Raw genomic sequence first — 12,634 nt, 5'->3', positions numbered from 1 at the left:
TTGTGTTCGTAAACATACCAGCAAAGCGATTCGCCGCGGCCTTCCGTGCGACATTCGCAAGCCTTTTGCGGCCGAGGGTTTTTCACACCGGCGGGCGTCGGCGATGAAACCCGGTGACTTGCTGAAATGCGTGGCCGGCTCGGACGAGCAAGTGCTCGTCGAATTCACGGCCGATGAACTGGACGCCGAGCGGCGTTCCGCGCACCGTCGTTCCCGCCGGTAGGCATATCGCCGGATTACCGCTGACGTTGAACGGTGCTGTCGGCATCGCCAGTCTGGCGGTCAGCTCCGGATCTTGTCCGAGCCCGCGCATGGTTTCCAGTGTGGGCGAGGCAATTCCGGCGCTGGGCATCAGCAGGATGTCCACGTCGTGGAACACGCGACGCAGCGATCGCGTGAATTCCAGACGCCGCTGGGTCAGCGTCTGATATTCCACCGCACCCAGCCTGTGTCCGGCATCGATCATTGCGCGCATGATCGGCCCGTACTCGTCGGCGCGCGCCGGGTAGGTGTCGGCATGCGCGATCGCCGTTTCGACCGCGCGCATTTTTCCGAACGCTGCCACCATCGGCGCAAGCGCGGGCAGCTTGACGTCGATGACGGGCCATCCGATGTCGTCGAGCGTTGTGACGACATCGGCCAGCATCGCCGTGGTGTCCTCGTCAAACGACGTCGTCTGCGACCAGTCCACCCCGACACGCGGAACCCGTGTCAAAGCGAGGTCGGCGGCATAGTCCGGGACGGGCTCCGCCGAGCACGAGGGATCGTGGATATCGGATCCCGCTATAGCACCGAGCAATACCGCCGCATCGTGAGCGCTACGGGTGATCGGCCCGACGTGGTCGTAACTTGCCGCGAGTTCGACGACGCCGTGACGGCTGACCCGGCCCCACGTCGGTTTGATCCCGGTGACGCCGCACATGCTCGTCGGAAAGCGAATCGACCCCCCGGTGTCCGACCCGATCGAGCCGAAGCACAATCCCGCCGCGGTGGCCACGCCGCAGCCACTCGAGGACACTCCCGCCCACGCTGTCGGGTCCCAGGGATTGACCGGGGTCGGCAGACTGGGGTGATAGCCAAGATAAGCCCCTTCCGTCATGGTCAGCTTGCCGATGATCACCGCGCCGGCAGCGCGCAACCTCGCGACAACCGTCGCGTCGTATGGCGGGCGAAAGTCACGAAAGATGGTGGTGCCGGCCGCGGTCGGGGCGTCGACCGTGTAGCAGAGATCCTTCACGCCGATCGGTACACCGTGCAGGACACCCTTGTAGTGGCCGCGCGCGATGTCGGCGTCGGCGGCGCGTGCCGCCGCTAGCGCAGTTTCCGGCATGACGAAGGCATAGCTCTTCAGCTGTGGGTCAAGCCTTTCGATACGCCGCAGCGTCGACTCGGTCACTTCTGCCGACGTCAGCTGCCGGGTGCGGATTAGGTTGGCGACCTCGGTCAGCTCGAGTTTCGAGATCGCGGCCTCGTCGAGTCGGGGAGGGACCGCACTGTCAGCATCGGTCATGGCGCTAATCATCAAATTTGGGTGGGCGTCCCTGGCTGAAGGCCGCCACCCCTTCGCGTAGGTCCGCCCCCTCGTAGGCTTCGACACCGAACCGGATCAGCGCATCGGTGTCGGCGCCGGTCAGCGCTCGGCCGTGCATGTTGGCGACCACCTTCGCCGCACGCATGGTCACCGCGGACTGCCGACAGATCTGGCCGACCAGTGTAGCCGTCGCGGCCGCCAAATCCTGTGGTGCGACGACCTTTTGCACCAATCCCCAGCGGGCGGCTTCCTCAATGCCGATCAGTTCTCCGCTGAACAACAGATACTTCAGCGCCGCCGGACCGATGAGGCGCGCGACGGTGTCCGCCTCGGTGAAGCCCGTCGTGACGCCGAGCTTGCCCAGCGGGATGCCGAAGCGCGCGTCGTCGGCCGCGATGCACACATCGCAGGCCGTCGCCAGCTCACAGCCGCCACCGACGGCGAGCCCCCGGACCGCCGCGATGACTGGGATCGGCATCGTGGTCAACGCCCTCAGGCAGACGGCCAGGCTCTCGTTGTACTCCGCGGCGTCCGCGGCGCTCATGCGGGTGTTCGGAAACTCCTTGATGTCGGCACCCGCGGCGAACGCCTTGTCACCGGCGCCCCGCAGCACCACCGCCCGCAGCCCCGATTCGCCGGCGAGATCGTCCAGCAGCCGCTTCAGCCGACGCCAGCTCGCCAGGTTGAGTGCGTTCTGCGCCTGCGGATGGCTCAGCGTGATCAACGCAACGTTTCGATGGCGTTGCAGCGCGACACGATCGACGACGCCTTCGGCGGGTGGTTGCTCGCGCATCAACTGGCACATCTCAGCTTCGATGTCCCCGCCGCACGGATTGCTAGCCTCGTCCATCTTCGTCATTGCACGCCGCCTCATGGTGCCGACCTGTGCCGCGTCTCGAGTTCTCTGGCAGCACCCGGTGTCGATAAAGACGTGCCTAAGCTACCAGCCAGGTCACCGCAGAGGACGCGCATAGGCGGCGCTGATCCCTGACCTGATGCCGCCCAAGTCTGTCGCCGCCGCGGCCAGCATCTCCGGGTTCACCAATGCAAACCACATGGCCGTCCTCCTCGTTGACGGTCGGAGCGTATCGCCCGCGGCGGCACCGCGTCTCACGTTGCCCGCAGGGGAGCCTCACGGAGCTGACGCGCCAGCCGATCGGTGAACTCCGCGACCCGTGCGGGACTGTCCAGCGCAAACAGTGCGGCGGTGGCGCGGTCACCGTCGTCGGTGTGGCGCACCACAATTGGAACACCATGGGGGCCGACCACATCGAAAGCGTCCTCGTCGGTGATGTCGTCGCCGAGGTAGATCGGCACCAGGGGAGCCGAGCCCGAATGCGGCAGATGGTCAAGAACCCACAGCAGCGTTTTCCCCTTGTCCCAGTCAACATCGGGACGCAATTCGATGACTTCGCGGCCCGTCGTCACCCGCAGCGCATGACGCTGCCCGGCCGTGCGCACCGCCGCGGCGACTTCGCCGACCCGGTCCCGGGCCGCGTTGCGGTAGTGCACGGCGACGCCAAACCGCTTGTGCTCCACCACAACACCCGGGAAGGGTCCAAGTTGCTGGCGCAGCTCGGCAGCCGCCTGTTTCAGCACCGGTATGGCTGCCGCCGCGGCGTCGTTCTGGTGGTGCGTTCCGTCGGGTGCGGTCAATTCGAAACCATGGCTGCCGGCATACCAGATGCCGGGCAGACCCACCCGCTGTGTCACGTCGGCCAGGTCGCGGCCACTGAGCACCGCGATCGGACAGCGCGCGGCCAACTCCTGCAGTGCCTCCAAGGCACCGGGGGCGAGCCAGGCCGCGTCGGGATCCTCGACAATGTCGGACAGCGTGCCGTCGAAGTCGAAGAACACCGCGGGCTGCCGGGCGACCAGGCCGTCGGCCAGGCCGAGTGCCTGTAACGCGTCGGGCAGCTGCGACATGCGTCGGTCCCCGGTGCGCACGCTGACCTCGCTTAGGTCGGTGACCACCGTGTCGGCGCCGTCGCGACGCAATGCGTCCCGACACCCGGTGCGGTCGACACCGATGATCAGCGCAAATCCGCTTTCGCGTGCGGCCGTGACGCCCGCCGAGTGGGCCGAGACGACCACGCACCGGCCCGGCCGCACCGCCAGACGGCCGGCCGCTACGATCGGAACGTCTAGGCCACTACCGAAGACGCCGGTGCCCACACCGACTTCCTGGAGTTGCCGGACCAGTTCCTGGGTGGCGTCCAACGTGGTGTCGAACAGCACCGCGTCATGGCGGCGCGGATCGATGGTGACCGGGCCCAACTTGCGCACGACCCACCCTCTCACGGGGGTCAACGCCGACGGAGATGGCGTCAGTGACGCGCTCGGGCGGTCGGCACAGAGGGCCGCCCCCGCCGCGCGGCGCTGGGGAGTGCGCGGGATGAACGCTTACGCCGATCCTTGGTAAACAGCAGCACGGAATCGTCGCTGAGCGCCACCAGACGCGCCACACCCAGTTCGATACCGTTGACCAGCTGCTGCATTTCGGACGCGGCGTCATAGTCAGCGGTGATGCCGAACACCAGCTCATCGCCGTAGCTGAGGACCGCGACCCCGGTGCTCAGCTGCAGTGCGGTGGGCGGGATGGGCAGCACCTGGTCCATCTTCTGGCCCATCAGCCGTAACTGGTGGCGTGGCCCGGGTGCACTGGTCGCCAGGGTGACGATGCCTTGTTGCGGTAACCGAGCTAGCGCGTGAATCATCTTGGCGCACAACATGAGAGGCGTATAGTCCGACAGACTGTCGGGTTGACGACGGCCGCTCTGCTGTGACCGGTTGTGCACGGTGCGCAATCGCCGCACCGGGTCGTCGTACTCGACGGGGAGATAGGGCAGCATGGCCGAGCTGCCATCGGTTTTCTCCAGGGTACGCAGTGAGTCGGCGCGCGGTTGCTGGCCGCGGTGCAGCAGAACCGTTCGGAAGCCCTCGGTGATGGCCGCGAGCGCGACGTCGTTGGCGGTCACCCCGAACTTGTGGCACACGGCGTCGACGGCGTCGCGGGGAACGCGCACCGCTTGGTACCGCCGCCTGGTGGTAACCGGGCCGGCCGGTGACGTCACTGCCGGCCAGCTGACGGCGCGTGCCGCGGCCGTGCAGACGGCGCCAGCGATGCTGACGGACATTCGCCACAGCGTTTCGGCCCAGCTCCGCGCATCGCCATACGGCGGAATCTGTTTGATATCAACATTGTTAGCGAAGGCACTGCCGTCGGCATCGTCGCAGAGCCTGGCCAGCAGGTGGGCCGCCGACATGGCGCCGGCCATGCAATGGTGGATTTTTATCAAGATCGCCCAGCGGTTGCCGTTGAGGCCTTCGATGATCCAGCATTCCCACAGCGGGCGGTCCGGGTCGAGGGGACGCTCCAGTGCCAGCGCGATGGCCCGGAACAGCTCGGCTTCGTCGCCGGGCCGGGGAAGCGCCACCCGTCGCACGTGCTGGGTGAGGTCGAATCCCGGATAGTCGATCCACTCGGTCGCCAACACCTGGGTACATCGAGGTATCGACTTAATCCGTTCTGTGAGAACCGTTTTGAGCTGGTCGTAGCTGGGGGCGGCACCGTTGACGACGGCAACTGCGCCGATCGCCAGGCCCGGGTGCCGCTCCGGATCGCGGGACTTGAGAAAACCCGCATCCAGTGCCGTCAGTTGTGCCATGACAAGTCCCCACCGTCGTTTTGCGACCCCAGGTATAAGTGTCCGCCGGACCGCACCGGAAGCAGAAGGCCCAAACGGTTAAGAACATGTTTCGCAGGTGAAGATGTGCTGAACAACTGCGCTGTATCGAACAATTGTTCGATACACTGTGGAATGTGGGGTGGAGCAACGGGCCGCCGAGCTGGGCGGAAATGGAACGGGTGCTAGACGGCAAGCCGCGCCATGCCGGGGTGCCGGCGTTCGACGCGGATGGGGACGTCCCACGGTCCCGCAAGCGCGGGGCGTACCAGCCGCCGGGCCGGGAACGGGTCGGATCGTCCGTCGCGTATGCCGAGCTGCATGCGCATTCGGCGTACAGCTTCCTCGACGGGGCCAGCACGCCCGAGGAGTTGGTCGAGGAGGCCGCCCGGCTGGATCTGTGTGCCCTGGCGCTGACCGACCACGACGGCCTGTACGGGGCGGTGCGGTTCGCCGAAGCGGCCGCGGAACTCGACGTGCGCACGGTCTTCGGCGCCGAGCTGTCACTGGGGCCACGGCTCGCACCGAGCGGCCGGATCCGCTCGGCCCGCACCTGCTGGTGTTGGCCCGCGGCCCGGAAGGCTACCGGCGGTTGTCGCAGCAACTGGCGGCGGCGCATCTGGCCGGCGGCGAAAAGGGTAAGCCGCGCTACGACTTCGACGCGCTAACCGAGGCCGCCGGCGGGCACTGGCACATCCTGACTGGCTGCCGCAAAGGCCATGTGCGCCAAGCGCTTTCCCAGGGTGGCCCGGCCGCGGCGCAGCGGGCGCTGGCCGATCTGGTGGACCGGTTCACCCCCAGCCGGGTCAGCATCGAGCTGACCCATCATGGTCACCCGCTCGACGACGAACGCAACGCCGCGCTGGCCGGACTGGCGCCGCGCTTCGGTGTCGGCATCGTCGCCACCACCGGGGCGCACTTCGCGGATCCGTCACGTGGGCGGCTGGCGATGGCGATGGCGGCCATCCGGGCCCGGCGGTCGCTGGACTCCGCGGCCGGGTGGCTGGCTCCGCTGGGTGGGGCGCACCTGCGGTCCGGCGAGGAGATGGCCCGGCTGTTCGCGTGGTGCCCCGAGGCGGTGACCGCGGCCGCCGAGCTCGGCGAGCGGTGCGCCTTTGGCCTACAGCTCATCGCGCCGCGGCTGCCGCCGTTCGATGTTCCCGACGGGCACACCGAGGACAGCTGGCTGCGGTCGTTGGTCCTGGCGGGCGCCCGCGAGCGTTACGGGCCGCCCAAGAGCACGCCCCGGGCGTACTCCCAGATCGAGCATGAGCTGAAAGTCATTGCCCAACTGAGATTTCCGGGCTACTTCCTGGTGGTGCACGACATCACCCGGTTTTGCCGGGACAACGACATCCTGTGTCAGGGCAGGGGATCGGCGGCCAACTCCGCGGTCTGCTATGCCCTGGGCGTCACCGCCGTCGACCCGGTGGCCAACGAGCTGTTGTTCGAGCGCTTCTTATCGCCCGCCCGCGACGGGCCACCCGACATCGACATCGACATCGAGTCGGATCAGCGCGAAAAGGTCATCCAGTACGTCTACCACAAATACGGCCGCGACTACGCCGCCCAGGTCGCCAACGTCATCACCTACCGGGGGCGCAGCGCGGTGCGTGACATGGCCCGCGCCCTGGGCTTCTCGCCGGGCCAGCAGGACGCGTGGAGCAAGCAGATCGGTCACTGGACCGGGCAGGCCGACGACGTTGACGGCATCCCCGAGCAGGTGATCGACCTGGCCACCCAGATCCGCAACCTGCCGCGGCACCTAGGCATCCACTCCGGCGGCATGGTCATCTGCGACCGCCCGATCGCCGACGTGTGCCCGGTGGAATGGGCGCGCATGGCCAACCGCAGCGTCCTGCAATGGGACAAAGACGACTGCGCGGCAATCGGCTTGGTGAAATTCGACCTACTCGGGCTGGGCATGCTCTCGGCGCTGCACTATGCGAAAGACCTGGTGGCCGAGCACAAGGGCATCGAGGTGGACCTGGCCCGCCTCGACCTCTCCGAGCCGGCGGTGTATGAGATGCTGGCCCGCGCCGATTCCGTCGGCGTGTTCCAGGTGGAGTCACGTGCGCAGATGGCCACCCTGCCGCGCCTTAAGCCGCGAGTGTTCTACGACCTGGTGGTGGAGGTGGCGCTGATCCGCCCCGGGCCCATCCAGGGCGGATCGGTGCACCCCTACATCCGGCGGCGCAACGGCGTCGACCCGGTCATCTACGAGCACCCGTCGATGGCGCCGGCATTGCGAAAGACGCTGGGAGTGCCGCTGTTTCAGGAGCAGCTGATGCAGTTGGCGGTCGACTGCGCCGGCTTTTCCGCCGCCGAGGCCGACCAGCTGCGCCGCGCCATGGGGTCCAAACGCTCCACCGAACGCATGCGCCGGCTGCGCGGCCGGTTCTACGACGGCATGCGCGCGCTGCACGGCGCCCCCGACGAGGTGATCGACCGGATCTACGAAAAGCTGGAGGCGTTTGCCAATTTCGGCTTCCCCGAGAGCCACGCACTGAGTTTCGCGTCGCTGGTGTTCTACTCGGCGTGGTTCAAGCTGCACCACCCGGCGGCGTTCTGTGCGGCGCTGCTGCGCGCCCAGCCGATGGGTTTCTATTCGCCGCAGTCGCTGGTGGCCGACGCCCGCCGGCACGGCGTGGCGGTGCACGGCCCGTGTGTCAATGCCAGCCTGGCGCACGCCACGTGTGAGAACGCCGGAACGGAGGTGCGTTTGGGCTTGGGCGCCGTCCGCTACCTCGGCGCCGAGCTGGCCGAGAAGCTGGTCGCGGAGCGAACAGCCAACGGCCCGTTCACCTCCCTGCCGGACTTGACGTCGCGGGTGCAGCTTTCCGTGCCGCAGGTCGAAGCGCTGGCGACGGCCGGGGCGCTGGGCTGCTTCGGCATGTCTCGGCGGGAGGCGCTGTGGGCGGCCGGGGCCGCGGCCACGGGCCGGCCGGACCGGTTACCCGGGGTGGGCTCGTCGTCGCACATCCCGGCGCTGCCGGGGATGAGCGAGCTGGAGCTGGCCGCCGCCGACGTGTGGGCCACCGGCGTCTCCCCGGACAGCTATCCGACCCAGTTCCTGCGGGCGGACCTGGACGCGATGGGGGTGCTGCCCGCCGAGAGGCTGGGATCGGTGTCCGACGGCGACCGCGTGCTGATCGCCGGCGCGGTGACTCATCGGCAGCGACCCGCCACGGCCCAGGGGGTGACGTTCATCAACCTCGAAGACGAGACCGGGATGGTCAACGTGCTCTGCACGCCCGGGGTGTGGGCGCGACACCGCAAGCTCGCGCACACGGCGCCGGCGCTGCTGATCCGCGGCCAGGTCCAAAACGCCAGCGGCGCAATCACCGTCGTCGCCGAACGGATGGGCCGCCTCACCCTGGCGGTCGGCGCGCGCTCGCGCGACTTCCGGTGAACCTCTGCGCCGACAGTGAAACGGGCGACGCGACACGCCGCAAACGCGTCGTGGATTTCACTCTGGCGGCGAGCGGGGGCCAGCCCGCTCAGCCCGTGGGCGTCGTCCACACCCGGGTCGGGGTGATCTTCAGCCGGGTGCTGTAGGCGGCGATCGCCTCGGTCAGCCCGAACTTCGCGGCATCCTCGCGGTACTTGGCCCAATACGGCGCGTCGTCGCGGCAGTCGACATCGGTGGCCACCACCGCCGCCGTCCCGCCCACCACGATGATCCCGGCGCCGTTGCCGTCGGAGTCCAGGTTCAGGCTGACCTGCGGATGGGCGGTGATGTGGGCGACCTTGGCCGCCTGAGGCATGGAGTACACCGTCAGGTCGGTCCCGTCGAAGTAGAACCACACCAGCCGCGGAACCGGCTGCCCCGATCGGGCGACGGTGGTCAACCACCCGTAAAGGTCGGACGTGAGCCTGGCAGAAACCTCTTGTGTCAGTTCGACGCTCATGGCCCAACGGTAGCCTGCCCACATGACCCTCAACCTGTCCGTCGACGAGGTCCTGACCACTACCCGCTCGGTGCGCAAGCGTCTCGATTTCGACAAGCCGGTGCCACGCGACGTGCTGATGGAATGCCTCGAGCTGGCGCTGCAGGCGCCCACCGGTTCCAATTCCCAGGGCTGGCAGTGGGTGTTCGTCGAGGACGCCGCCAAGAAGAAGGCGATCGCCGACGTCTACCTGGCCAACGCCCGGGGCTACCTCAGCGGGCCGGCGCCCGAGTACCCCGACGGCGACACCCGCGGCGAGCGGATGGGGCGGGTCCGCGATTCGGCGACCTATCTCGCCGAGCATATGCACCAGGCGCCGGTGCTGCTGATCCCCTGTCTGAAGGGCCGGGAAGACGGGTCGGCGGTGGGTGGAGTGTCGTTTTGGGCCTCACTGTTCCCGGCGGTGTGGAGCTTCTGCCTGGCGCTGCGCTCCCGCGGGCTGGGTTCGTGCTGGACGACGCTGCACCTGCTCGACAACGGCGAGCACAAGGTGGCCGACGTGCTCGGCATTCCCTACGACGAATACAGCCAAGGCGGGCTGCTTCCGATCGCCTACACACAAGGCATCGACTTCCGGCCGGCCAAGCGGCTGCCGGCCGAGAGCGTGACGCACTGGAACGGCTGGTAATTAGCCGGGGTTGCCGTCGGTGCCGCGACTGCCGTTAAACGCGTCCCCGCCGAGGCCGTCGCTGCCTGGCCCGCCGTTTGTGCTGTCAGCGTTACCGGTGCCGGTGCCGCCTGCGTTGCCGCTGCCGGGGGTGCCATGGGTGCCCCCGGCACCGCCGGTACCGCCGCCACCGCCATTGCCGGAGTTGGCGTGCTGGCCGGCCAGTAACCCGCCACGTCCACCGGTGCCGGCATGCCCCCCGTCACCGCCGTCGCCGCCCGTTCCGCCGTGACCAGCGTCGCCACCAGCGCCGCCGTTACCCCCGTGGGCGTCGAAGGGGATGCTCGACGTGCTCGTGGCGTTTCCGCCGCCGGCGCCGTCACCGCCGATGCCGCCATTGCCGCCGACACCGCCTGAGCCGCCGGTGCCGCCGTTGCCGCCGTTGCCGCCGTTGCCCATCAACCAACCGCTCGCGCCGCCCGCGCCGCCGGATCCGCCGTCGCCGCCACGCCCGCCGGTGCCTCCGGTGCCCCCGTTGCCGCCGTCGCCGCCGTCGCCGCCGTCGCCGCCGACCGGCTGGGTGCCTAGGGCGCTGTTACCGCCCTGGTTGGCGGGGACGCCGCCGGCACCACCGGTACCGCCGATGGCGCCGTTGCCGCCGGCGGCACCGTTGCCACCGTTGCCACCGTTGCCACCGTTGCCGACCAGCCACCCGCCGCGACCACCGGCACCGCCGGCGCCGCCCGCACCGCCGGCGTGCCCGTTCGTGCCCGTACCGCCGGCACCGCCGTTGCCGCCGTCACCGCCGACGGAACTACCGGCGGACGCGGCCTGCCCGCCGGCGCCGCCCGCACCGCCATTGGCACCGCCGTCACCGCCGGCGGCGCCGTTCCCGCCGGCGCCTGCGTTGGCGATCGAGGTGTTTGCGGGGTTGCCATTGGCGTCTCCGCCCGCGCCACCGTTGCCGCCGTTGACGCCAGCACCCCCGGGCGTGCCGTCACCGCCTTGGGTGCCGATCAGGACGCTGGTTTGCGGCTCGATATTGCTGTCGCCGGCGGCGCCATTTAGCGCGGGGTTTGTGACGGGGGCCGGATTCACGCCGTCGTTGCCGGTCAGACCGTTGCCGCCTTGGCCGCCGCTGCCGCCACTGCCCCACAATCCGGCGGCGCCGCCAGCGCCCCCATTGCCGCCGGCACCGCCCGCGACGATCGCATTCCCGCCGATGCCGCCGTTTCCGCCGTTGCCGTACAACCAGCCGCCGCTGCCGCCGGCGCCACCGGCCGCGCCGGCACCGCCCGACCCGCCAGTACCGCCGTTGCCGATCAATCCGGCGTTGCCGCCGTTGCCGCCGGCCATTCCGGGCGTGGCGGCGCTGTTGTAGCCGGCGCCCCCGTTGCCGAACAGCAGACCGCCATCTTGCCCGTCGGGGCTGCTGGCGGTGCCGACAGCCCCGTCGCCAATTAACGGGCGCCCCAACAGCGCCTGAGTGGGCGCGTTAATTGCGTTCAGCAGATTCTGCTGGACGTTGGCGGCCTCGGTGAGGGCGTACGATCCGCCGGCACCGGTCAAGGCCTGGACAAACTGATCGTGTAACGCCGTCGCCTGGGCCGCGACCTGTTGGTAGCTCACAGCGTGCCCGGAAAACAGCGACGCCAGGGCGGCCGAGACCTCGTCGGCACCGGCTGCCAGTAGCCCCGTTGTGCCGGCGGCTGCCGCTGCATTCGCGGCACTTAGCGCAGAACCGATGTTCGCCACATCCGACGCGGCCGCCGCCAATGCCTCCGGGACTGCTACGACAAACGACATCACAACCCACCCCCAGGCTGCCAACACGCAACCTGCGAGATCACAACACCCGGATGCTAGCGCAATATGGGCCAACGGGCGTGGGGTTTGCGGCAGATTCATTGACCGCAACGCCTTCGCTGCGCGCCGCCGCTGACAGCTGCGCCTGCGCTGCCGTTGTTGCCGGTGAAGGTGTCACCGCTGACGGTGGTGGTAGCTGGACGCGCAAGCTCACCGGCATCGATTTTCCCGGGATGTCGTGGTCCGATGTGATCGACCGGGTTGCGTTCGGTGTGCTGTCACCGGTTGGGTGCTCCTGTCCGGCGCCCGACGCCGATGAGCTTCGTTGTGCGCATACCGGCTGGTTCGGTGTCACCTTGGTCGCGACTAGACCGCCCCGGCAAAGCCGTGCTGACGCCAGGCCTCGTAGACCGCGACGGCTGCGGCGTTGGACAGGTTCAACGAGCGCCGGCCCGCCAGCATCGGAATGCGCACCTGCCCGGTGATGTGCGTATCAGCCAGGGTGGCCTCGTCCAGGCCGGTGGGTTCGGGCCCGAACATCAACACGTCACCGGCCCGGTAGCCGACGTTGGTGAACAACGTCGTCGCCTGCGCCGTGAAGGCGAACACCCGCGCTGGCGACAGCGCCTCCCAGGCGTGCGCGAGCGAGGCATGAACGGTGACCGAGGCCAGGTCGTGGTAGTCCAGCCCGGCCCGTCGCAGCTTGGGTTCGGACAGGTCGAAGCCGAGCGGCTCGACCAGATGCAGTTCACAGCCGGTTGCGGCGCACGTCCGGATGGCGTTGCCGGTGTTGGGGGCGATACGCGGAGATACGAACAGCAGCCGGAACATCCGCCGATCATGGCAAAGCGCCCGGTGCCCGTTTGCCGGCCTGTCCGGTGACATGCTCGGTGACAGCGGTGGAGACCTCGGCCGTGGGCTGTCATACTCGTCGGATTGCCAGTTGTTTACGTCCGCGCCCGGCCGGCTGGGGCGGACGGCATCAAGGCATGAGCAGGAAGTCTATGAGTCTCTCCGTTTTTCGAGCGCTGCATAAGGGTGCGGCCGGTGGCAC

General features: G+C 68.7%; 8 protein-coding genes and 2 pseudogenes. 2 read left to right on the top strand and 8 right to left on the bottom strand.

The annotated features are described in order from the left end of the window. Window positions 1-82: 82 nt before the first annotated feature. The 5 genes and pseudogenes from MCAN_RS17890 to MCAN_RS17875 form a co-directional block, all read right to left on the bottom strand. Complete coding sequence (locus MCAN_RS17890; RefSeq protein WP_014001713.1) at window positions 83-1,510, bottom strand: amidase; 1,428 nt, start codon at window positions 1,508-1,510, stop codon at window positions 83-85. A 4-nt stretch (window positions 1,511-1,514) separates the two neighbouring features. Further along, window positions 1,515-2,324, bottom strand: coding sequence for an enoyl-CoA hydratase/isomerase family protein (locus MCAN_RS17885; RefSeq protein ID WP_198408425.1), 810 nt, complete (start codon window positions 2,322-2,324; stop codon window positions 1,515-1,517). Window positions 2,325-2,498: 174 nt separating this feature from the next. After that, window positions 2,499-2,588 (bottom strand): annotated as a pseudogene (locus MCAN_RS21940) (PE domain-containing protein); the annotation flags it as partial. 53 nt (window positions 2,589-2,641) lie between these two features. After that, the gene (otsB, locus tag MCAN_RS17880) at window positions 2,642-3,817 is read right to left on the bottom strand and encodes a trehalose-phosphatase (RefSeq protein ID WP_014001710.1); all 1,176 of its coding nucleotides are present in this window, start codon (window positions 3,815-3,817) and stop codon (window positions 2,642-2,644) included. Window positions 3,818-3,858: 41 nt separating this feature from the next. Further along, window positions 3,859-5,199: a diacyglycerol O-acyltransferase gene (locus MCAN_RS17875; RefSeq protein ID WP_003417889.1), complete on the bottom strand. Its 1,341-nt coding sequence runs from the start codon at window positions 5,197-5,199 to the stop codon at window positions 3,859-3,861. Between the two features lie 155 nt (window positions 5,200-5,354). On the opposite strand from MCAN_RS17875, the pseudogene dnaE2 reads away from it, so the two are divergent. Beyond that, window positions 5,355-8,629 (top strand): annotated as a pseudogene (gene dnaE2, locus MCAN_RS17870) (error-prone DNA polymerase DnaE2). A gap of 88 nt (window positions 8,630-8,717) precedes the next feature. Here dnaE2 and MCAN_RS17865 read toward each other — a convergent pair. After that, window positions 8,718-9,128 carry a TIGR03667 family PPOX class F420-dependent oxidoreductase gene (locus MCAN_RS17865; RefSeq protein WP_003912209.1) on the bottom strand — a complete coding sequence of 137 codons (411 nt, stop codon included), beginning with the start codon at window positions 9,126-9,128 and terminating at the stop codon, window positions 8,718-8,720. A 22-nt stretch (window positions 9,129-9,150) separates the two neighbouring features. Between MCAN_RS17865 and MCAN_RS17860 the strand changes: the two genes are divergently transcribed. Then, entirely contained in the window at window positions 9,151-9,795 is a 645-nt protein-coding gene (locus MCAN_RS17860; RefSeq protein ID WP_014001709.1) for a nitroreductase family protein, read from the top strand. On the opposite strand, the gene MCAN_RS17855 is transcribed toward MCAN_RS17860, so the two are convergent. Then, entirely contained in the window at window positions 9,796-11,580 is a 1,785-nt protein-coding gene (locus MCAN_RS17855; protein WP_014001708.1) for a PE family protein, read from the bottom strand. Between the two features lie 366 nt (window positions 11,581-11,946). Beyond that, entirely contained in the window at window positions 11,947-12,411 is a 465-nt protein-coding gene (locus MCAN_RS17850) for a tRNA (cytidine(34)-2'-O)-methyltransferase (protein WP_003417878.1), read from the bottom strand. Between the last annotated feature and the right edge of the window lie 223 nt (window positions 12,412-12,634).

Source organism: Mycobacterium canetti CIPT 140010059, assembly GCF_000253375.1.
In the GTDB taxonomy this organism is placed as follows: Bacteria; Actinomycetota; Actinomycetes; order Mycobacteriales; family Mycobacteriaceae; genus Mycobacterium; species Mycobacterium tuberculosis.
Note: the sequence above shows the minus strand (reverse complement) of the source record. Positions and strands in the feature narration are given on the sequence as shown.